We start from the raw sequence: 21,424 nt of genomic DNA, 5'->3' as shown, positions 1-21,424 counted from the left end.
GTATTATTGTAGTAATGGAAAAATAAAAGATGTGATCAGTATATCCAAGACACAGGAGGCTGATTTTATGAAAAAGTTTTTTATTGCGGGGTTGATTGTCGGTGCTGCTGTTTTATTAAGTGCATTTATTTTGAATGACTGGAGCTTGCTGCTCAATGTGTCTGGCAGCATTGGCCTGGTTTCGCTATTAGCTGCGGGTCTTTTCACTGGGGCTTTTATTGACGGTGACCGGTTCCGGGCAAATTACTTCAGTGAGACCAAAGAGAATCGCCAAGACAGAATACGCTATTCCACCCTCTTACTATTGTTCGCTTTGCCAAACCTGATCGTTGCAGTCAGCTATTACGTAGTACAGAATTACCTTTAATAAAAAGAAGAGACTCAGATTTGAGTCTCTTCTTTTATTTGGCTGAATTAGTGGGTCGCTAGTTTACCATAACCCGGTTTTGGCGGGTAAATGCTCTGTTTTCGCGGGTATTTTTTTATTTTGGCGAGTATTTCCTTCGTTTCGGCGGGTAAATCACTTGTTTGGAGGGTAAACGGTAATTTTGCCACACTCCCTCCAAATCCTAACTGCAGAATTAAAATTTGTACTTATCAATATTATCTTTCGTGAATATGACGCGTTCAGGGAGCAAGATAATGCCACTGTCTTTGGATTGATAATCATAGCCCTGAATGGTATTTGGCTCAATTTTTACTTTTCCTATACCCGGCACTTCAAACGAGTCTCCTACTTTGAGAGTCTTGCCTTTGACCGTCATCAGGTAGGAAACGTAGGTAGCGAGTGCTCCCTGCTGTTTAACATCCCATAAGCCGAATTGTTTTACAGTACCGCGTTTAACAAAATCACGCATGACATTTGGTGTTGAAAATCCAGTGACAGTTACCTTTCCGGCTTTTTTGAGGTTTTCAGCGGCTTGTGCCATGGCAGGCAGAGCAGTAGCATCCGGACAGATGACCGCATCCACATCAGGATAGGTTTTCAAGATTCCCTCACCCACGGATAATGATTTCTGCGCGTTGTTTTCACCGTATTGAGTTGTGACTATCTCCCATCCTGGATATTTTTTTGCGATAATGACTTTCGCTTCCTTTACCCATTGATTTTGATCAGTAACCGTAGGACTGGAATAGAAGAAAGCTACTTTCCCTTTATCGCCAATCTGAGAAGCCGTCATATCGATGAGAAGCTGGCCAAGCTGCTGCGGTGTTCCCTGATTGATATAGAACGATCGGTCCTTTGGATTTACATCTGAATCCCAAGTCAGTACCTTCACTCCTTTTTGCTTTGCACGCTTTAATGTTTGAGAGAGGCCGTCAACTGAGGTTGAAGACACCATGATCGCATCATAACCCTGGTTCACAAAACTGTTAATGTATTTTACTTGCCCGGAAACAGTAGCTTCTGAAGGTCCGTCGTATTTCAGTTTGACGCCAAGTTTGTCAGCCATTTCCTTGGCCCCTTCACCACCAGACGTGAAGAACCCTACACCTGTCAGCTTCGGGATGAACGCCAGCTTAACATCCTTGGCCTCTTTTGCCTTCGGTTTACTGCCACCGCTGCTGCAGGCAGCCATCAATGAAATCATTAATGCAAAAATAAGGAACAAAGATAAGGCACTTCTTCTTTTCATCTCATTTCCCCCTTGTACGTAAGATCAGAAGAATTTGTTTTACTTTGCCTGAACCATTGATTGACTTTCTGATAGGAACTTTGCCTTGCCATGACTGAAATAATCAGCATAGCCCCAATTACAATACTCGCCTGTTCACTCGTCAGACCGATCATTTGAAGGCCATATTGCATAAAGCCGATTACAATACTGGCAATCACGGTACCTGCAATCGACCCTTTGCCGCCGATGATGCTCGTTCCACCCAGAACCACTGCAGTAATGACAGGCAATACAGCTTCAGAACCTAAATCTGCTCGAGCTGAACTGAAGTAAGATGTTAGCAGTACGCCGCCTAAACCACCTCCCAATCCAGATAAGATATACGTGCTTAGCGATATCCACTTGATTCGCAAACCGCTATAGAATGCAGCCTTGCTGTTAATGCCGACAAGATACACACTTCTTCCGTATTTCGTAAAATGGAGCAATGTACAAAAGACAGCTGTCATACCGATCAAGAACCAGAGCGGATTGGGAATACCTATGAAACTCCCATTGCCAAGCTGTACGAAGGCATCTGGAAAACCACTGATACCCTCATAGCCTGATGCCTTTGATCCGCCGGAAATAACAAGCGCTAATCCAGAAAAAAGAAACATACTGCCTAATGTCACCACGAGCGGCTGTACTCTGCTATATAGAATGATCAGGCCATTGAGAAGACCTGCAGCCAATCCGGAGGAGATTGCAATCAATACCGCGAGCCACACATTCACTCCGTGAGACCAGGAGACTCCCAGAATAATAGAACAAAGACCCATGATAGAACCGATCGAAACATCAATTCCCCCTGATATAATGACGAGGGTCATTGGAATGGCTGCAATGCTGATAAATATGAAATCATTCATACTGAACAGCAGGTTGTTCACATTGAGAAAACCTGGGCTAAGCCATCCGAAAATGCCTATTTCCACGATGAATATAAGCAGGAGGAAGAACTCCCATCTATAGAACGACTTTATCTTCATATCCGCCCTCTCCTGACTTCGGTAGTTTAGAACGGCTCATATTTTCCTGTTCTTGCTGTTTCTTTTTCCCATTGCTTTGCAGCCAGAGCTGAAACCTGCTGTCTCCTGTTACGATCAAAAGCAGAAGAAATCCGGATATGGCATTGTTCCAGTAGGCAGGAACCTTCAGAAAGACCAAAGAATTATTGATCACCTCAAGAAAGATGGCTCCCAGTGCTGCACCAAACAAAGAACCCTGGCCTCCTGAAAGACTTACACCTCCAAGGACGGCTGCCGCAATGACCTGCAATTCAATTCCTGTACCAGTTTGATTCGGCACAAAACCGATGTTCATGACAAACAGACAGGCGGCAATCGATGCCGATAAACCGGAGAAAGTAAACGCCAGCACGGTAATGGATTTAACAGGAAGACCGATTAGCCTTGCTCCTGCCTCATTATCCCCTACCGCGTAAAAGTAACGGCCCACTGAGGATCTGGTAAGAAAGAGGTAGGCCATTACAGCGGCTATGATTCCAATCCAAACCGGAAGTTGAATCCCGAGAAATGCTGCTGATGAAAGTTTTTTAAAATAGAATGGAATATCCTCAATCCATTTACCCTCTGTATAAAACAGCATATATCCTCTTACAATTCCCAGAGTCCCTAATGTCATGATGATTGACGGGATACGAAAGAACGAAACGCCTAAACCATTGGCAGCCCCAATACATGAACCTATAAGCAAAGCAGCAGCGACGGAAAGAGATCCTGACACCCCATGAGTAAGCATCATCCCGCAGACCGCTGCAGAAAGTCCCATAGTAGAACCAACTGAAACGTCAATATTTGCGGTTATTAAGACAAAGGACTGGCCGGCTGCCAAAACGAGAAGAATCATACTGGACTTCAAAATCAATCCGAGCGAACCCCCACTTGTAAATGCAGGATTCACAAGGCCAATACAGCCTACAAATAAAAGAATGAACAAAAAGATAGATGCCTCTCGGATTTGCATCAATCTCAATAGGAGTTTCATGGAGCAGTTACCTCCTCCTCCACACCAAAGGAAGCACTCGTAATCTGATCCAGTGTAATGGCATCGTCCTCCAGTTTTTTGACCAGCTTTCCTTCGTGCATCACCCAAACATGGTCACTCAATGCCATAATTTCCTCTGGATCCGATGAAATGAGAACGATACTGATTCCCTTTTTCTTCAGCTCTGATATCAATTCATAGATATCCAGCCGTGCACTCGCATCTATTCCTCTTGTGGGCTCATCAAACAAGATTACCTTTGGCTTGGCAGCCAGATACTTTCCTAATACAATTTTCTGCTGATTTCCTCCTGATAAGGACTCGGCAGACTGGCGGCAATTTAACGCCTTCACATTGAGCTGGCTGATGTACTGTTCCGCTATCTTTTGTTCTTGCTTAAAGGGAAGGATCCATCCTTTTCCCTTATGAAGTATTGCTGAGGTTAAATTTCCTTTTAACGATGCAATTGAAAATACACCGTGTGCATATCGATCCTCCGGGATATAAACGAGGCCTCTGTCGATTCGCTCTCTGACAGAAAAAGTTGTTATATCTTCGCCCTCAAGACAAACTTCTCCTGAAGCGCACTGTGATATGCCAAAAATCGCTTCAGCTAGTTCAGTTCTCCCTGCCCCAACGATTCCTGCTATTCCGACCACTTCACCCTTGCAAACAGTGAACGACACAGAATGAAAACGCTTACCAAAAAGATTTTTTACAGACAAAATTGGAGTTTTGTCCTCTGCCTTTCCTTCCTGTCTACAAGGACTGACTGATGCTTTTGAATCAAATGTTTTTCCTTCAGGCATAAGGTTCTGAACCAGCTTTTCATAGGAAAACTGAGAAACGGGGCCAGAAGCGCTGATCACTCCGTCACGCAAAACGGATATATGATGGGCAAGCTCGAAGATTTCCGAAAAGCGGTGAGTAATATATACAATTCCCTTTCCGCTGCTTGCCAGCTGTTTAACAATCCTGAACAGGCTTGATATTTCATGGTGGGTTAGTGTGGAAGTCGGCTCATCCAAAATCAGCAGCTCAGCATCACGCATAAGGCCTCTCAGCAATTCAACCAGCTGCTGCTCGGCAATGGAGAGCGTCGATGCCGATCGAGAAAGATCCAAATTCCAGCCAAGTTTAGAATTAAGTTCCCTTATCTTTTGTTTAACGGTCTTTTTCGGCTGTTTGAGGCCAATCGAAATATTTTCCTCCACTGACATATTTGGAAAGATTAAAGGTTCTTGCGGAACCAGATAAATGCCTTTCTTATGTGCTTCTGCCGGAGAGTTGAAATGTACCTGCTCCCCTTTCATCAGCAATTGCCCGGAATCTGCTTGATACAGCCCGGTTATGATTTTCATCAGGGTAGACTTTCCTGCTCCATTTCCTCCAATCAAAGCATGAATTTGGCCGGATAATACACTCATGTCCACGCCTTTCAAAACCAGATTCTCAGAAAATTGCTTTTTGATCTCAGACATTTGTAACAGGGATTCTTCACCCATTGGATTCACCTGCCTTTCAATCAAACAATTTTTATTGCCACTAATTTTTGTTGAGAAAAGATTAGTGGTATTTGTAGCATTTTATCTTACCAAATGATTCCTTAGAACCAATTTTCACACTTTGAATAGCGGGCATAATCATTTTTGGAGGAACATATGTTGAAGCAACGGTCATATGTGGAAAGGATGGAACTCATGAACAGGTCCACTTATGAGGAGAATTTAATCGTAAAAGTAGCCTGGCACTACTATAAAAACAACCTGACACAAAATGAAATTGCCGAACTGCTGGATCTTTCCCGAAACAAGATCGTCCGTATGCTGGAAAAAGCTCGTTCTGACGGAATTGTTCAATTTAACATTCGAGGGAACGGAATCAACTGTTTGAGCACCGAAAGAGATGTTATAGAAACATTTGGTCTCTCCGATGCCTTCATTATTCCAACTCCTGCTTCCAACCTGTCAGACTCCTTAGCAAAAGCGGCGGCACAATACCTTGAAAGCACCCTGACTTCCGAACAGCTTCTCGGGATTGGCTGGGGTGAAGCTGTTACACGTACACTGCAGCACCTGTCACTTGACCCGGCAGCCAATGTATCCATTGTTACGCTGACTGGCGGAGTCAACTATTATTTTCAAAAGAAAAATTATTCTCTTGATGGAGGGCTAAGCAAGTTTCAGGGCCGGTTTCATATTATCCCAGCACCATTTCTTGCCTCCTCTCAACAAATGGCCTCAAGCATTCTTTCCGAGCCTGCTGTAAGTGATATCCTCGAGCTTGCAGGTGTTTCTTCTGTCATGCTTGTCGGAATTGGCGGATTGTCATCAGATGCCACCATTATTAAAGAAGAAAAAATAACCTTAAAAGAAATGACGACAATCAAGAAACTGAATGGCGTCGGTGATATCCTCGGCCAATTTTACAATGCTGCCGGAGAACTCCTAACTCTCCCTCACCATGAACGCAGAATTGGAATATCCATCTCTAAACTAAAAGGAATGAAAAATGTGGTCGGAGTTGCAGGGGGACAAACGAAAATCGATGCCATTTACGGAGCATTGAAAGGCGGATATGTTCAAACTTTAATCACGGATGAAGAAAGTGCTATTCAATTAATGAAGAAGGAGGCGACAAAAAAAGAATGGATGCCATCCTAGCACTTGATGCAGGAACGGGTAGTATTCGTGCGGTTTTATTCGATACGAAAGGCAATCAACTTTCATTGTCACAGCAGGAATGGGATCATCCGGCAGATTCGCGCTTTCCCGGCTCTATGAATTTTGATGTAAAAGAGAACTGGAGAATAGCTGTGGAATGCATAAAAGATGCCGTGCAGCAAGCCGAAATAACGCCTCAATGTATAAAAGGAATCAGTGCAACAAGCATGCGGGAAGGTTTTGTTCTTTACAACAAAGAAGGCCAGGAAATTTGGGCATGCGCCAACGTGGACTCACGTGCTTCAGAAGAAGTGACAGACTTAAAACAGCTTCGCCCACTTATTGAAGAAGACCTGTACAGCCTTTCCGGCCAAACCTTTGCGCTGGGAGCATTGCCTCGTCTTTTATGGATCAAGAAAAATCAGCCTGAAATCTATAATGAGACAGCGGCCATCACGATGCTTAATGATTGGCTCCTCTATAAGCTTTGCGGAAAACTGCAAGCCGACCCTTCCAATGGCTGCACAACCGGCATCTTTAATATAAAAGAACGCACTTGGGATGAGCAGATTACCAAGGAATGCGGAATGAAGAGCAGCCTTTTCCCACCTGTTCATGAAGCTGGAACATTACTTGGGCATGTTACAGCTGAAACTGCAAAGTTCACCGGATTGGCTGAAGGTACAGCCGTATTTTCAGGTGGAGGTGATGCTCAGCTCGCCTCCGTAGGTGTTGGAGTAGTGAAGGTAGGTCAGACTCTTGTTTCCGGAGGAAGCTTTTGGCAGCAAGAAGTTAACGTGACTGCCCCTGTCCCCGATCCTAAACAGCGCATACGAATCAATTGTCATGCAGTGTCCCATCTTTGGCAGTATGAAACCATAGTCTTCTTCCCTGGCCTCGTCATGCGCTGGTTTCGGGATGCCTTTTGTACAGAAGAAAAGAATCGTGCAAGAGAGCTTGGAAGAGACCCCTATGAATTGCTGGAAGAACAGGCAGCCGAAGTTCCTGTGGGCTCTTATGGCATCATGCCTATTTTTTCAGATGTGATGAACTTTATTTCCTGGCGCCATGCCTCCCCTTCTTTTACGAATCTTTCTCTCGATCCCGAGCGCTGCGGCAAAAAGGAGTTGTTCCGGGCGATTGAAGAAAATGCAGCCCTGGTGACGCTGGGAAACTTAAAAATGATACAGGAGCACACAGGCTACTATCCTGATGAAGTCATTTTTGCCGGAGGAGCTTCTAAAGGCAAGCTTTGGTGCCAGATCCTTTCTGACGTGCTCGGAGTCAAGGTGAAGGTTCCGCTTGTGAAGGAAGCTGCCGCCCTCGGAACAGCGATCGTCGCTGGTTATGGAGCGGGCATTTACTCATCCATTGAAAAAGCTGCCCTTGAAATCGTTCAATGGGAGAACACGTATGAACCAAATAAAGAAAATCATAGCCTTTATGCGAAGATTTTTGAGAATTGGCAGGCCGTATACAAGGAGCATCTGGCACTCTCTGACCAAGGGCTGACCCATCATATGTGGAAAGCACCTGGTTCTGTTTGACCGTCATAAATACAGAGGAAGAGGGGTGGCTGTTTTGCTGAAAGTGAATGAGTCAGAAAATGAATTCCGCTTCGGAGATCATGGCCCTAAATATTTAACGAAAGGTCCAAATGTAGACCTTGGTGTCGTCGTGCTGAAGCCTGGCCAGGACTTCCCAAATCACTATCATACGACATGCGAAGAAATTTTTTATGTACTAGAAGGTTCCATAGATTTCTATATTGATGGTGTGCGAGTGCCTGCCAAAACTGGTGACATGCTTCAAGTCCGGCCAAACGAAGCTCACTATCTCATCAATCAATCTCAACAAAATTTTAAAGCTGTATTTATTAAATCACCGCATTTACAAGAAAAAGATTCTGTTGTTGTAAACAATCCAGATCTTGAGAAGGAGTGATCATATGAGTTGGGGATTAAAAAACCGAATGAATCAAATACTGCCAGAGGGAAAAGCAGTCATGCTTGCCATTGATCACGGTTATTTCCTGGGTCCAATTCACGGGCTAGAGAAACCGGGAGAAACCGTAAAAGAGCTGCTCCCCTATACAGATTCCTTATTTGCGACAAGAGGAGCCCTCTCTGCCTGCATACCTGAAAACTGTGAAAAACCAGTGTTAATGAGGGTATCAGGTGGCCCTAGTGTAGTAGGCAAGGATTTGGCTAATGAACATATTGTCACACCGATGAAAGAAGCTATCCGCCATAATGTCCTAGGTGTTGGCGTTTCGATCTTTGTGGGCTCAGACCATGAAACTCAAACCGTTTCAAACTTGGCCTCTGTTGTGACCGAAGCTCACGACTACGGCATACCTGTCCTTGCGATTACTGCTGTTGCAAAAGAACTGCAAAAGCGCGAAGCACGCTTCCTGGCCCTAGCCTCTCGAATCGGTGCAGAAATGGGCGCTGATATTATTAAAACCTATTATTGCGAAAACTTTGAAAAAGTAACGGGCACTTGCCCCGTTCCAGTAGTCATCGCTGGCGGACCTAAGCTGGATACCATGAAGGATGCACTAAATCTGACGTATAATGCCATGCAGGAAGGCGCAGCCGGCGTTGATATGGGCAGAAACATCTGGCAGTCAGAGCATCCAGCCGCCATGATTCAGGCGATCCATGAGATTGTCCGTAAGAATGCGAGTGTAAAAGAAGCGCTGGAAGTTTACGAGAATGCTGCTAATGTGAAAGTGAAATAAGCGGAAAAAGCACCGGGAGTGAAGTGACCCCCAAAAGTTAAGTTTTTACTCTAACTTTTGGGGTGCAGTATAGAGCGCCGGTGCTTTTTGTATTGATTATCCGCTAGTTTACTATAATGAGGTTTTGGCGGGTAAACGTCCTATTTTCGCGGGTATTTTTTTATTTTGGCGGGTATTTGCTTCGTTTCGGCGGGTAAATCACTTGTTTTAGCGGGTAAACGACAATCCGCCTTCCAAACCCCAAGAGCAAACCCTCTTCTCCCCATCAATACGCTCTCACGGGAGAAATAAGATGCTGATAAGGCGAATCAGAAACAGATTCGATCAAAACAGGCTTCATGGACCCGCTGAAACTGATTTTGATTTCTTCATCTTTTATTCCGCGCAGAGCTTCCGTCAGAAATTTCCCATCAAGAGAAATACTGAGTTCTTCCTCGCCTTCTAAACTGTTAATGTTCTGGATCTCATGGATGGTGCCTGATTCCATAGATCGGGAAGAGATCCCGAGCTTTTTCCCCTCCAGAAGAGTTAGATTCACATTATTATTTTTCCACTCCCCGGCAAACAATGCTGCCCGGTCAATTCCTTTTAAGAAATCACTGGCCTGCAATGTAATAACCGTTTTAAATTCGTTCGGAATCAAGGAAGCCGTGTTCGGATACTTTCCGGCGATAAGCCTCGAATAAAAAGAAAAAACATCGGTTGAAAACTCGATATAGCTTTCAGTAAGCTTTAAGGTGACTTCACCCGTGTAGCTCCCCATTAGCTTTAAAAACTCATTCAGAGCAGGCTGAGGCACGATAAATGAGCCGGTCAAACTGGCGCCAATATTGCGTTTATAGGTTGCCAGTCTCAGAGAGTCGGTAGCGGTGCTGCAGAAAAAATTTTGATCAAAGACAAAATGCACACCCGTCAGGACAGGCCGTGCTCCATTTTTACTGACAGCAAACATCGTTCGTTTGATCATATCAGCTAGGACGGTGCCTGGTAACTGATGGCTGGCTTCAGGCTGGGACATCGTGAGGCGAGGAAACTCCCCTGCATGAAATCCTTTTAGTGATACAACAATATCTTCTGATTGAATGGATACCGAATGATTTTCCCCAACCTTAACCAGCAGATCACCCGGCAGTTTTTTGATAAGGTCATTTAAATATTTTGCAGAAACAACTATACTTCCGGTTTTATGTACTGCCATCATGCTCTCACCTTGCACATCGGAATGCAGCACACGCTCAATCACGATCTCAGCATTGCTTCCTGTCAGGGTAAGGCGGTTATAGTCAGCAGCCATCTTAATACCCGACAGGATTGGTAATGTCGTCCGTGCGGATACAGCTTTACTGACATCCGAAACCGCTTGGCTCAAATACTCTTTATTTATGGTAAATTCCATGTGATACTTCCTTTCGACATCCACTACCTTCTATCATTCGACAGAGAACATCTTTTTCCTTTCATGAAAGGGACTGTAAAGCACGAAAGCTTTACTGCCCCTGCAAGTTAGAAATCAACCCGTAACGGGTACTCTCTTATTTAGGAATACAGTAGAAAAAGGGGGGGCCTATGACAAAGGCGATGATTATCTTGAATCCTTCTTCTGGAAAGGAACAAGCGAAGGATCTTCTTCCGGAGGCGGAACGAACACTTCAAAAATTTCATGAGGAAGTGACCGTTAGTGAAACAAGAAAAGAAGGCGACGCTGAGGAGTTTGCAAGAAAAGCATGTGAACTTCACTATGATACCGTAGTATCCATGGGCGGAGATGGTACAGTTAGTGAGGCAGTCAACGGACTCGCTGAACAAGAGCACCGGCCCGATTTTGGAATCATTCCGCTCGGTACGGTCAACGATTTCGCAAGAGCGCTGAACATTCCGCTTGACCCTTCTGAAGCTATAAAGATTCTTCCTTCCCAGCACTATAAAAAAGCAGATATCGGTAAGATCAATGACAGACACTTTATGAATGTTCTGGCGGTGGGAGCCATTGCCGAAGCCTCCTACAACGTGAGTACAGAGCAAAAAACACTGCTCGGGCCGTTTGCTTATTTTGTGGAAGGAATGAAGGCTATCATTAATAAAACACCATTTTCATTGACCATCTCGCATGATCAAGGCGAATGGGAGGGAAAAGCGTATTTATTAATTACCGCACTTACCAATTCCGTAGGAGGTTTTGAAAAGCTTGCGCCACATGCGAAGGTGAATGACGGGATCTTTCATATTTACGTGGTCAAAAACATTTCTTTTCCTGGTACGTTAAACATCATCCCAAAACTGATCAAGGGTGAGCTAAAAGAACACAATGATGTGGAATATATCAAGTCGGCTTCACTGAAGGTTTCCGCTTCAGAACAGCTTGTGGTCAATATTGATGGAGATGAAGGCGAGCCTCTTCCGTTTCAAGCAAATGTGCTGAAACAACATGTCTCACTGTTCGTCCCCCCTGAAGGAAACTAAAAAAAGAGCTGATGAACAGCTCTTTTTTTATGACCTGATTTCCTATTAATACATTACTGATTAGAGAGCGGGCTGTTCCTTCTCCAACAACTCATGGCATTTTTGCACGAAATGAACAAACAATTGATGCATTTCATCACTTACTTCTGTCATATCTTCCGGATGCCATTGAACTGCTAGCATCCAGCTTTTCTCTAGATCCGTGCTTTCTAAAGCTTCAATCACTCCGTCTGAAGCATAGGCCGCAGCTTTTAAGCCCGGTGCCACTTCATCTACTGCCCCATGATGAAAACTATTAACCGATATATCCTCAGTTCCAAGAATTTCGGATAAAAGCGTACCTTTATCTACGCTGATGGAATGAGTAGCAGCCGAACGCGCACCGTCCTGATAATGTTTAATGACATCCCCTCTCTCTTCATTTAGATCCTGCACCAGCGTGCCACCCAAAGCTCCGTTCAATACCTGAATTCCCCGGCAGATCGCAAAGATAGGAATATTATTATTCTGTGCATAGTTGATGAGGTTGATTTCTGTTTCGTCTCGTTCCGGAATGACTTTTCCAAGATTAGGATGCGGTTCTGCTCCAATTTGCTGTGGATCCATGTCCTCTCCCCCGCTGAGCAATATGCCGTCACACAGGGCTGCCCATTCTTTCACCGTTTCTTTGTCACCCATTGGAAGTATGACTGGAACGCCACCCGCCTTCATAACGGAAGTAGCATAGCTATAGTGCAAATAGGCCGTTTCCTGACCTCCAATGTCCTTTGTTGAGCATGTAATCCCGATCACTGGCTTCTGATTCTCCAAAATAACATCTCCTGTCTGATTTTCGTTATAGGAGTCTTTACCCTTTTTGGGGCCTTTTCAATTCGTTAAATTTCTCAAAATAAATAGGGACTGTCCAAGAAGTCTGTAAGCTGTTGATTTCCGTTCCAGGCTGCTCGCTTTCCGCGGGGCGTGCGGTGAGCCTCTTGGTGCAAGCACCGGCGGGAGTCTCACCTGTCACGCTAGTCCCGCAGGAGTCTCGCATCTTCCACTTCAATTAACTTTTCATTGAAGATTTTTCAAGCCAAAAAGGGGCTGCCTGAAGGTCAATTTTCGACTTTCTGGACAGCCCCTTCATTCTTATTACTATCTTGGCTTCGCTAAAGCATATTGGTGATTTTCCATCATAATGGGCATCGCATACTGATGCTTAAAAGAGACCCTCAAGTCTTTTTCTCCAATACCACACCACCATTGCCTAACAGAGCTAATATCTTAAGTTCAACAGCACATTCCTTACAGCTTCATCCTTCATGACGGTGTCTTTGTATTTTCTTGTGATTTCTGTTAGTGCCACATCATGATAAAAGAATTCCGCGAAGAATTTGACGAGAGGACGTGATTTCGTCCGAATGGCTTGCCAGGCCGTATCTTCCATCCCAGCAAAGAGCATCTCCTCTTCGTCCACGATCAGGATCCGGCTTCTCTCCAACGTTCCGTGCTGCGTATCTGGTATTAAGGTTGAGACGTCCGGAATTTCCGTGGAGAGTTCACCGATCACATGAATTTTTACTGAAAGCCCGTTTTTATATTTCTCCTCCAGTAATGGGAGATAGCCTGTTAAGTCATCCGCCCACCCAGAAATGATAATGGATTGTTCCGCTCCCTGCAGCAGACCTTGCAGGACAGATTGGATGGACTGATTGTCTTTCAGCGTCCATACCCGGTCGTCGGTTACTGTTTTTTTTATCTGTGCTTCTCTGAGCTGCTGTACATTGGTCTCAAAGTCGGCTTTGAGCTTTTTAATCGTTGCCTCGATCGGCAGTGCGGTATACAGCCGCTTTTTTTCCACCGTTGATTCCATGATCATTCCTTTTTCCGCCAGACGGTGAAGCACCTCATACACTTTGGAACGGGGAACTCCAGAACGCTTGACAATACCGGTAGCATCCAGCGGCTGATCCTCGGTGATTAAGGATTGATACACCTGGCTTTCATATTGAGTAAATCCAAATTGCTGCAGCATGTTTTTGACTCCTTGACTTTAATCACTATGTAAATCATAACACAGTCCTTTCCAATTTATGTACAAACAAACTTTTATCTTGTTTTTCTTTTTATAAATGTTACTATTACAGTGGTAACTTTTTCACAAAAGGATGAATAGCTATGAATAAACGTGTTTACTTATTGACCATCGTATCTTTTGTTGTAGGTATGGTTGAATTGATCATTGGCGGAATACTTGATCTCGTGGCGGAAGACTTACATGTCAGCATCGGCCATGCCGGTTTTCTGATCACAGCATTTTCGCTTGTTTTTGCGGTCGCCTCACCTCTTCTTCTTATGATGACATCTAAAGTAGAAAGAAAACGCCTTACCCTGCTGACACTGCTCGTGTTTTTTGCCGGAAACGGCATTGCGATCTTCAGCCCGACATACAGTGTGCTCTTGATTGCTCGAATCCTATCAGCGGCAAGCGGCTCTCTGCTGGTTGTTCTGTGCATCACAATCGCATCTAATATCGTATCTGAACAATATCGTGCTCGTGCCATCGGTGTCGTTTTCATGGGAATCAGTGCCTCGCTCGTGCTTGGAGTTCCGATCGGATTAATGCTTGGAAATGCATTCGGCTGGCGTGCTCCTTTTATTTTGATCGCCGGATTGACGCTGCTTTCCATGGCTGGGGTTTACTTTTTTATGGAGCAAATGGCTTCAAAACCTGCTGTTTCCCTTATGATACAGATAAAGACGCTGAAAAACCGAAAGCTTCTGTTCGGCCAGTTAACGTCCTTCCTCTTTTTGGCCGGCCACTTGACGCTTTATGGATATTTAACGCCCTTCTTAAAAACAGCCCTTGGCCTGAACGGAACGTGGGTAAGCATTGTTTATCTCGTCTTTGGCTGTGCGGCGGTAGCTGGCGGAGGTGTTGGAGGTTTTCTTGCTGACCGTTTGGGTACGAAACGCTCTATTATTGGATTTATCATCCTTTTCGGGTTTACGATGTTCGTTATTCCTTATACAACGTTTTCCCTTCCGCTTTTCTTGAGCGTGATGATTATCTGGAGCATGCTGAGTTGGGCCATTACACCCGCGATGCAAAGCTATCTTATCGAATCCTCCACTGCTGAAACGTCAGATATCCAGCAAAGCCTGAATAACACGGCGCTTCACTTTGGTATTGCGTTCGGTTCTGCCATCGGCGGTTTTGTGATTGAGCAATCTACCGTAGAATCCAATGCAACCGTCGGCGGATGTTTCATTATTATCGCCCTGGCTACCGCTTTGATTTCAATGTCAGAACGCAAGCGGAGCTTATCAGCCTTACAAATCCATCCTAAAACAGAAAAAACACTTCCGTGAGGTAAAATCTTCGGAAGTGTTTTTTTCATCAACTATTTTTTAAAACGGTAAGGCACGGTCGCAATAACCACATCTCGTTTAAAGAGCAAATACGCTCGAATCAGTAAGCTTGACTGGTTATGAAGAATATTATGCCAGCTTTTCTTCGTAATGAACTGAGGTATCAATACGGTTACTTGATAGTTATTTTCATTCGCTTTATGCTGTACCGTGTCAATAAATTTCGTCAATGGCTGGATAATGCTTCGATAATGGGAATGCAGCGTAACGAGGCGCACATTCGGCTGCCATTTCTTCCATTTTTCTTCGAATATTCTTTCGTCCTCACGCTCAAATGCAACATATACCGCTATGACCTGATCTGTAAGTGAGGTAGCAAAATTGATGGAGTTTTCAACAACTTGTGTAATTCCTGCTACAGGTACGATAATGACGTTGCCTTCAATCGTCTTCGGCTGCTGATCCGGTTTAATTCTTAATTGTTCCCCTACTAATTCATAATGTGTTTTGATCTTATGAAAGATGATGACGATGATCGGCAAGAAGATTAATACCGGCCACACCTGTGGAAATTTAGTAAAGAAGAACATCAGGGTTACCGTTAAACTGATGAGAGCTCCGGTTGCATTGATAATAAGCTTTGATACCCATCCCTTTGGTTTTTCCCTGATCCATTTCACGATCATGCCTGACTGAGACAAGGTGAAGGGGATAAACACCCCGACGGCATAAAGCGGAATAAGATGTTCTGTCTGTCCTTTAAACAGGATGATCAGGATAATCGCGCTGACTCCCAATGTAATGATTCCATTTGAGTAACCAAGCCTGTCACCCCTAATGGTAAACATCCGCATGATAAATTTATCTTTTGCAAGGTTAACTGCGAGCAACGGGAAAGCGGAATATCCTGTGTTTGCCGCCAAAATTAGAATTAATGCTGTTGTTCCCTGAATAAAATAATACATATAGTTTCTTCCAAATGTATGGTCGGCAATTTGAGAAACCACTGTCTCCTTTACACTTGGAGTAATTCCATAATAATAAGCCAAATAAACAATTCCTGAAAATAGTAAAGCCAATAATCCGCCCATGGCCATCAACGTCTTTGACGCATTGTTGGGGGCAGGATCCTTGAAATTCGGTATAGCATTGGAAATGGCTTCTACACCTGTTAACGCTGAGCTGCCTGAAGCAAAGGCCTTCAGCAATAAAAACAGACTGATTCCGGCAACTGGTGTTCCAACAGACGTATGTAAGTCAGCAGGCACCTGGCCCGTTGAAATTTGATACAATCCAACACCTATCAAGATAAATAAAGCTAGGACAAACAGATAAACGGGATAAGCTAAAATTGAAGCAGATTCTGTTACCCCACGCAAATTTAAAGTTGTAAGGAACAAAACAAACACAATCGCAATCGGTACAGTATAAGAATGCAGCGCCGGGAAAGCAGACGTAATAGCATCTGTACCCGCTGACACACTAACTGCCACGGTTAAAATATAATCAACCAGCAGCGAGCCGCCTGCGATTAATCCAGGATTCACTCCCAAATTATCTCTTGAAACAACATAAGCCCCACCGCCATGTGGATAGGCAAAGATGATCTGCCGATAGGATAAAATAAGGGCAGTTAAAAGAATAAGTACACCAACCGCAATGGGAATGGAATACCAGAAAGCCGCAGCACCAACCGTAACTAAGACGATCAAGATCTGCTCCGGTCCATACGCAACAGATGATAACGCATCTGAGGAAAGAATGGCTAAAGCTTTTGTTTTGTTAAGCTTCTGCTCCCCCAGCTCATTTGATTTGAGCGGTCTTCCGATTAATAGTCTCTTTAAATAAGAAAACACTGTTTTTCCTCCGCCGATAAAAAATTTGTGTATAGATGCACATGAAAAAAGCCCCCAAGCCAATTTTAATAGACTTGCGGACGTTTGTTTACCAGTCTCACAAGCTTCATTTCCTTCTCATTAACGCTTACGAGGTTAGCTGTCGGATTCGGGCCATTGAGTAGCCCTACCTGCTTAAGGATTCACCCCCAGGACTTTTTAAAAAAGCCCATTATGGTTCCCCCGCACCAATTGGTTTAAGCGATTTAAGAATTTGAAACTTAGATAATAATACTCCTCTCTTAAAAAAATGTAAATACAAAGATTAAAAACTTTACTTAAAGGTAATTTTAAAGATGTGGGTAATATTTAATATACAAAGAAATTTTGAACTTCCCGAAAAAAAGGAGGATTTAAAATGTCTAAAAAAGAGGGGCACTTATTCTCAGATGAGTTCCTGGAGCAACTAGCTAAAGAGATCAACGAGCAATACGGCGGACCGGAATTTAACAAAAGCGACGAAGAACCAGATATAGAAACAGAAGAAATGATATAAATCAACATGAATGATGAAGAGCCGGGAGCGTTGAAATCCCCGGCTCTTTCAATCCTCCATCGTGGTTATTCATAGCATCCTCATTTGAAGTGCCCGTTTACGGTAAACCTTCATATAAAAATAGGTAAAAATAGGAATGTCCCTTACGTTCAGGACTATATTGATTAGTCACGTAAAAAAATGAATGGCAGGAGGCTTCTATGCACCTTTTTAAAAGAATGGATCGCCTTGTTGAAATGGCAGCATACTCTGTTCAGAACCGCTTTTCTAAAACTGCATTACTCGTAATGACTTCCATTGCTTCTGCAGTGACTGCACTCCTGCAATCTGCTGGAGGTACTCTGCCGATGATCGGACTCATCATCAGCCCCCTTTCCACTCTTCCTGTTGTTTTGATCACCATCATCTCTCCGCTTCTTGGGTTTTACTCCTTCGTTTTAACATGTCTGCTCCTTGTTATTGTGCAGCCTAGTGAATTATTGATTTTTATTTTTACAACCGGTTTGCTTGGATTGGGATTGGGCCATGGCTTTACTTTTTTTAAAAGACGTATTTTGATTGTAACCACTGGTTCCATTTGTCTTATTTCTGGAATTTGCATCATGCTGATCGGATTTCAATTTCCTTTATTCGGGCCCGCATTCCACAGTACCGGCAACTTTTATCTTTGGCTGTACCTATTGCTTTTCACGTGGGGATATAGTTTGGCCTGGCTGGAAATCACATGGTTTATTCTAAAAAAATATGTGAGGAGACGGCTATGATCTAAACTTTAAAGTTTTGTCCGTTCAACGTAATATCCTGGCCCGGATAATCATGAAAATACCTGAACACCTTCAACCATCCTGAGTCTTTCCCGACTACTCCTGAATTGGTAGCCGTTCCTTGCCCAAAATACATTTTATCGTCTCTTCCAAAAACCACTTTATTATTGTGATGATCTCCGTGGCTTGGCAAGCCAGTCAGGATATCCTCTTTTTCTCCATCTATCGTAACGGCCGTAATTTTTCCTCTATGCGAAACATAGATTTTGCTTCCATATTGATTGATGCCAGTAAGCGGAGGTTCAAATCCCTCTGCGATGACCTTATTTCCCTGTCTAGTTACTTCTATCACTCTGCCATAACCTGTTGCCACACCTGCTTCCCCGACAATAAGCCTTCCACTTGCCGTAAATAATAAACTGATTGGATGCTGAAACCCTTTTACTGCCGCTTCGATTCGATAGCCTCCTTTCAGGGCAATATCACCCGGATTGGTCGTTCCTTCTCGGTCCATAGATTCTCTCTCTCGTTATACAGTATGGATATTCATCACGTACAGGTCTTATTCTTGAACGATCGTTACCTTTCATCTTGAGCTTCATCTATTACATATTTTTCTTCCCTCGTCTCATACTAAGAGCAGTATCTTACCTGGGGTGATAAGCAAATGGCGTCATTTTGGAAAAAATCAAAAAAGCTGTCCTCACAAACGCCTACTGAAGGGTTGCGCAAGAAGAAGCAGCCTGTTATTCCAACATCGAGCAGCCTCAATGAAAATAAAGAAAAAATAATAGACTACCTGGATCATTCTCATGACATCGGCAAAAGGGAGCTAACCTTTCAGGGTAAAAACGCTCTGTTGCTTTTCTATGAACCACCACCGTCAGTATATTTATTATCTCCCATCATATAATTAGTGCTTTCTCCTGGCTTAGCACCAGGGTTTATTGGAGGTCGAGAATTGTTGTTGTTTTTTTTGCGTCTCCAGTCTAAAAACAAAGCAAACGCTATTATTCCTAAAATTAAGACCAATAGCCAAGTCATTTTTATACCTCCTCTCAATTTTTTCCATGTTATCTTTTAATATATAATTACACAACCCTTTATATTCAATTAGCAACAAAGGTTACGAAAACAGCCATTAAAAAAGAAGGAAGGACCGAAATCCTTCCTTCTGTTTAGTTCACGTGAATGTGTTTCAAAAATTCCTCCAGCGTCCTTACCTTACCGATTTTCGGAAAAATAAAGCGGCAGGATGCGTCATGCTCTTCCTGGCTGAGCGCAACCATCGCGTCCGTTATGAAAACTTGGTTGTATCCAAGCTGGAAGGCTTCTCTCGCCGTACTTTCAACACCGATGTTGGTGGCAATCCCGCAGAGCACAATGGTGTCAATTCCGCGGCGCCTGAGCTGAAGATCAAGATCCGTACCGAAAAAAGCTCCCCATTGGCGCTTCGTGACGACGTAATCATTGTCCGTAACACCAAGTTCAGGTGCAAACTCAGCCCAGTCAGAAGGGCGTTCAGCAGAAGCCACAGGCTTGTCAATCGCTGGTTTCAATGCATCTTTGCCATCATGAAACTCTACGTTCACGAATGATATAAATCCCTCTTTTTGACGGAACAGCTTCACCAATTCAGCAGCTTTCTCCACTACCTCTTGTCCGCCAGGGAATTTGACGATCCCTTTTTGAAGATCGATAATGACGAGGGCTGTTTTATGAAAATCGATGTTTAGTGAATTCATAACTTAGTCCTCCATTTTTAAAAGTGTGGAATAGTCTCTTTCCGGTACAAGACCTTCTTTGGCCGCGCGATTAAGCAAAGAAATGATCGCTTCATAGCCCTTTTCCCCTAAATCAGCGGTAAATTCATTCACATAGAGGTTGATGTGCTGCTGAGCTACATCGAGTGATAGTTCGCTTGCATGCTGCATGACATATTCTCTTGACGCTTCTGGAGAGTCCCACGCATAGGCAACTGAGGAACGAATCCATTTCGTGATTGATTCAATATCCATTGACTTGCGGGCAATAATCGCACCGAGCGGTATCGGCAGCCCAGTGTCCTCTTCCCACCAGTTACCCATATCGGCCAACAGGTTCAAGCCATAATTTTGATAGGTAAAACGGGCTTCATGAATGACGAGGCCAGCATCAATCTTACCTTCTTTAACAGCCGGCATGATTTGGTCAAACGGCATCACGACTGTTTCTCCAATTCCGCCTGGTACATTTTGAGCTGCCCATAGGCGGAACAGCAAATAAGCCGTAGAACGTTCGCTCGGCACGGCAACCCTTTTTCCTGACAGCATGTCCGGACTTACTTCGCCGTCTTGATTCACAAGAACAAGCGGGCCGCAGCCTCGTCCAAGTGCTCCTCCGCAAGGAATTAAATCATAATGATCCAGCACCCAAGGAAGTGCAGCATACGAAATCTTTAGTATATCTGGCCCCTCCTGTCGGGCAGCCAATCCGTTTGTAATGTCAATATCGGCATAGGTCACATCAAATTCCGGGGTGCCTGGCACCATTCCATGGACCAATGCATGAAACACAAACGTATCATTCGGGCATGGTGAAAAGGCGATGCTCATTTTACTCATTTATAATACCTCCATTAAAACTTTACTTGCTGATTCAAGGGATATCAGCGCATCTTTTATCCGCCATCCCTCACGATCACGAGGACCTACCGTATTGGAGATCGCCCGGATTTCAAGCACCGGCAGATTATACTCCTGTGCCGCCAATGCCACACCGTATCCTTCCATCGCTTCAGCTGCGGCTTCCGGTTCCCGTTCCATTAATTCTTCAGTCGTTTCTGTGGTCCCTGTCACCTTTGAAAGAGTAAGAATGGGTGCTGGTTGTGCGATTAGTCCAGCTTTTGACAGTGCAGATGATATAGCCAGTACGAAGCTTTCATCCACTCCAACTCTAGTTGAAGAACCAAATCCCAGCTCGTCCAGACTGAGGAAGCCATCGGGAGATTCAGCACCTAAATCGGCACAGACAATTTCATTTGCGATCACCAGTGAACCAATGTCAGCTCTATTGGCAAAACCACCGGCAATTCCTGCATTAATGACAAGATTATATGTATTGGCGTTTAATGCCTTCATCGTATTGATGGCAGATGCAACAGGTCCGACACCTGCCAGTACAACATCCACTCGGGGATCATGCCATCCGCGAAGAACGGCCTCTTTTTCCGCCTGTACGGATGTCATAATCAGTATCCGTCCTTTTAACTTATTCATGTTCAGTCCTCCTGTTCCCTCTTCAAAGGTAGCATTTATTCTGCTGTTTTTTCCACTTTCATGCTCTGGGCAATAAGGGATTCCCGCATAAATTATACCGTATTGAAAACCCTATACGAGTAGAGAA

22 protein-coding genes and 1 riboswitch are annotated in these 21,424 nt (G+C 44.0%); of the genes, 9 read left to right on the top strand and 13 right to left on the bottom strand.

Translation table 11 applies throughout. From position 1 onward, the window contains the following. The first annotated feature begins 67 nt into the window (after positions 1 to 67). Positions 68 to 367: a DUF5316 domain-containing protein gene (locus tag M1K46_RS05970; RefSeq protein WP_256225337.1), complete on the top strand. Its 300-nt coding sequence runs from the start codon at positions 68 to 70 to the stop codon at positions 365 to 367. Between the two features lie 214 nt (positions 368 to 581). Here the strand turns inward: M1K46_RS05970 and lsrB are convergent, their stop codons facing one another. The 4 genes from lsrB to M1K46_RS05950 are packed head-to-tail and all read right to left on the bottom strand — an operon-like array spanning position 582 to position 5,173. Further along, positions 582 to 1,637, bottom strand: coding sequence for an autoinducer 2 ABC transporter substrate-binding protein LsrB (lsrB, locus tag M1K46_RS05965; RefSeq protein WP_256225336.1), 1,056 nt, complete (start codon positions 1,635 to 1,637; stop codon positions 582 to 584). Further along, a complete protein-coding gene (locus M1K46_RS05960) occupies positions 1,634 to 2,644 on the bottom strand; it encodes an ABC transporter permease (RefSeq protein ID WP_375162183.1) in 1,011 nt (336 codons plus the stop codon). The genes lsrB and M1K46_RS05960 overlap by 4 nt, the downstream gene beginning before the upstream one ends. Continuing rightward, positions 2,628 to 3,668: an ABC transporter permease subunit gene (locus tag M1K46_RS05955; RefSeq protein ID WP_375162175.1), complete on the bottom strand. Its 1,041-nt coding sequence runs from the start codon at positions 3,666 to 3,668 to the stop codon at positions 2,628 to 2,630. The genes M1K46_RS05960 and M1K46_RS05955 overlap by 17 nt, the downstream gene beginning before the upstream one ends. After that, positions 3,665 to 5,173, bottom strand: a complete 1,509-nt coding sequence (locus M1K46_RS05950; protein ID WP_256225333.1) for a sugar ABC transporter ATP-binding protein — start codon at positions 5,171 to 5,173, stop codon at positions 3,665 to 3,667. The genes M1K46_RS05955 and M1K46_RS05950 overlap by 4 nt, the downstream gene beginning before the upstream one ends. A 195-nt stretch (positions 5,174 to 5,368) precedes the next feature. On the opposite strand from M1K46_RS05950, the gene M1K46_RS05945 reads away from it, so the two are divergent. From M1K46_RS05945 to lsrF, 4 genes are read left to right on the top strand one after another with little or no spacing between them, the layout of a single operon-like run. Continuing rightward, complete coding sequence (locus M1K46_RS05945; RefSeq protein WP_256225829.1) at positions 5,369 to 6,331, top strand: sugar-binding transcriptional regulator; 963 nt, start codon at positions 5,369 to 5,371, stop codon at positions 6,329 to 6,331. Next, on the top strand, positions 6,316 to 7,878 hold the full coding sequence (lsrK, locus tag M1K46_RS05940; RefSeq protein WP_256225332.1) for an autoinducer-2 kinase: 1,563 nt from the start codon (positions 6,316 to 6,318) through the stop codon (positions 7,876 to 7,878). The genes M1K46_RS05945 and lsrK overlap by 16 nt, the downstream gene beginning before the upstream one ends. Positions 7,879 to 7,912: 34 nt before the next feature. Next, positions 7,913 to 8,275: a cupin domain-containing protein gene (locus M1K46_RS05935; protein ID WP_256225330.1), complete on the top strand. Its 363-nt coding sequence runs from the start codon at positions 7,913 to 7,915 to the stop codon at positions 8,273 to 8,275. A 4-nt stretch (positions 8,276 to 8,279) separates the two neighbouring features. Further along, positions 8,280 to 9,074, top strand: a complete 795-nt coding sequence (gene lsrF / locus M1K46_RS05930) for a 3-hydroxy-5-phosphonooxypentane-2,4-dione thiolase (RefSeq protein WP_256225329.1) — start codon at positions 8,280 to 8,282, stop codon at positions 9,072 to 9,074. Positions 9,075 to 9,339: 265 nt separating this feature from the next. Here the strand turns inward: lsrF and dnaN are convergent, their stop codons facing one another. Beyond that, positions 9,340 to 10,470: a DNA polymerase III subunit beta gene (gene dnaN / locus M1K46_RS05925; RefSeq protein WP_256225328.1), complete on the bottom strand. Its 1,131-nt coding sequence runs from the start codon at positions 10,468 to 10,470 to the stop codon at positions 9,340 to 9,342. Between the two features lie 170 nt (positions 10,471 to 10,640). Between dnaN and M1K46_RS05920 the strand changes: the two genes are divergently transcribed. Further along, positions 10,641 to 11,534 carry a diacylglycerol/lipid kinase family protein gene (locus M1K46_RS05920; protein WP_256225327.1) on the top strand — a complete coding sequence of 298 codons (894 nt, stop codon included), beginning with the start codon at positions 10,641 to 10,643 and terminating at the stop codon, positions 11,532 to 11,534. A 60-nt stretch (positions 11,535 to 11,594) separates the two neighbouring features. Here the strand turns inward: M1K46_RS05920 and M1K46_RS05915 are convergent, their stop codons facing one another. Continuing rightward, positions 11,595 to 12,344 carry a gamma-glutamyl-gamma-aminobutyrate hydrolase family protein gene (locus M1K46_RS05915; RefSeq protein ID WP_175501964.1) on the bottom strand — a complete coding sequence of 250 codons (750 nt, stop codon included), beginning with the start codon at positions 12,342 to 12,344 and terminating at the stop codon, positions 11,595 to 11,597. 445 nt (positions 12,345 to 12,789) lie between these two features. Next, positions 12,790 to 13,548, bottom strand: coding sequence for a TrmB family transcriptional regulator (locus tag M1K46_RS05910; protein ID WP_091009115.1), 759 nt, complete (start codon positions 13,546 to 13,548; stop codon positions 12,790 to 12,792). Positions 13,549 to 13,691: 143 nt separating this feature from the next. Between M1K46_RS05910 and M1K46_RS05905 the strand changes: the two genes are divergently transcribed. Then, positions 13,692 to 14,885 carry an MFS transporter gene (locus tag M1K46_RS05905; protein ID WP_256225326.1) on the top strand — a complete coding sequence of 398 codons (1,194 nt, stop codon included), beginning with the start codon at positions 13,692 to 13,694 and terminating at the stop codon, positions 14,883 to 14,885. A gap of 32 nt (positions 14,886 to 14,917) precedes the next feature. Here M1K46_RS05905 and M1K46_RS05900 read toward each other — a convergent pair whose 3' ends face one another. Beyond that, a complete protein-coding gene (locus tag M1K46_RS05900; RefSeq protein ID WP_053355066.1) occupies positions 14,918 to 16,741 on the bottom strand; it encodes an APC family permease in 1,824 nt (607 codons plus the stop codon). Between the two features lie 109 nt (positions 16,742 to 16,850). Then, positions 16,851 to 16,994, bottom strand: a riboswitch (cyclic di-AMP (ydaO/yuaA leader). Between the two features lie 144 nt (positions 16,995 to 17,138). On the opposite strand from M1K46_RS05900, the gene M1K46_RS05895 reads away from it, so the two are divergent. Together M1K46_RS05895 and M1K46_RS05890 are read left to right on the top strand one after the other, a co-directional pair. After that, complete coding sequence (locus tag M1K46_RS05895) at positions 17,139 to 17,276, top strand: hypothetical protein (RefSeq protein ID WP_139223431.1); 138 nt, start codon at positions 17,139 to 17,141, stop codon at positions 17,274 to 17,276. Between the two features lie 200 nt (positions 17,277 to 17,476). Beyond that, positions 17,477 to 18,040 (top strand): hypothetical protein, encoded by a 564-nt coding sequence (locus M1K46_RS05890; protein WP_256225325.1) that lies wholly within the window; start codon positions 17,477 to 17,479, stop codon positions 18,038 to 18,040. Between the two features lies 1 nt (position 18,041). On the opposite strand, the gene M1K46_RS05885 is transcribed toward M1K46_RS05890, so the two are convergent. From M1K46_RS05885 to M1K46_RS05865, 5 genes are all read right to left on the bottom strand, one after another. Beyond that, positions 18,042 to 18,554 (bottom strand): hypothetical protein, encoded by a 513-nt coding sequence (locus M1K46_RS05885; RefSeq protein WP_256225324.1) that lies wholly within the window; start codon positions 18,552 to 18,554, stop codon positions 18,042 to 18,044. Positions 18,555 to 18,907: 353 nt separating this feature from the next. Further along, entirely contained in the window at positions 18,908 to 19,084 is a 177-nt protein-coding gene (locus M1K46_RS05880; protein WP_139223430.1) for a hypothetical protein, read from the bottom strand. A gap of 134 nt (positions 19,085 to 19,218) precedes the next feature. Continuing rightward, positions 19,219 to 19,785 (bottom strand): hydrolase, encoded by a 567-nt coding sequence (locus tag M1K46_RS05875; protein WP_256225323.1) that lies wholly within the window; start codon positions 19,783 to 19,785, stop codon positions 19,219 to 19,221. Between the two features lie 3 nt (positions 19,786 to 19,788). Next, the gene (locus M1K46_RS05870) at positions 19,789 to 20,634 is read right to left on the bottom strand and encodes a 1,4-dihydroxy-6-naphthoate synthase (RefSeq protein ID WP_256225828.1); all 846 of its coding nucleotides are present in this window, start codon (positions 20,632 to 20,634) and stop codon (positions 19,789 to 19,791) included. Positions 20,635 to 20,643: 9 nt separating this feature from the next. Beyond that, the gene (locus M1K46_RS05865) at positions 20,644 to 21,297 is read right to left on the bottom strand and encodes a futalosine hydrolase (protein ID WP_256225322.1); all 654 of its coding nucleotides are present in this window, start codon (positions 21,295 to 21,297) and stop codon (positions 20,644 to 20,646) included. Positions 21,298 to 21,424 lie beyond the last annotated feature (127 nt).

Source organism: Fictibacillus sp. WQ 8-8 (assembly GCF_024494405.1).
Classification (GTDB): Bacteria; Bacillota; Bacilli; order Bacillales; family Fictibacillaceae; genus Fictibacillus_C; species Fictibacillus_C marinisediminis.
This window is presented reverse-complemented; position numbering and strand designations above follow the sequence as displayed.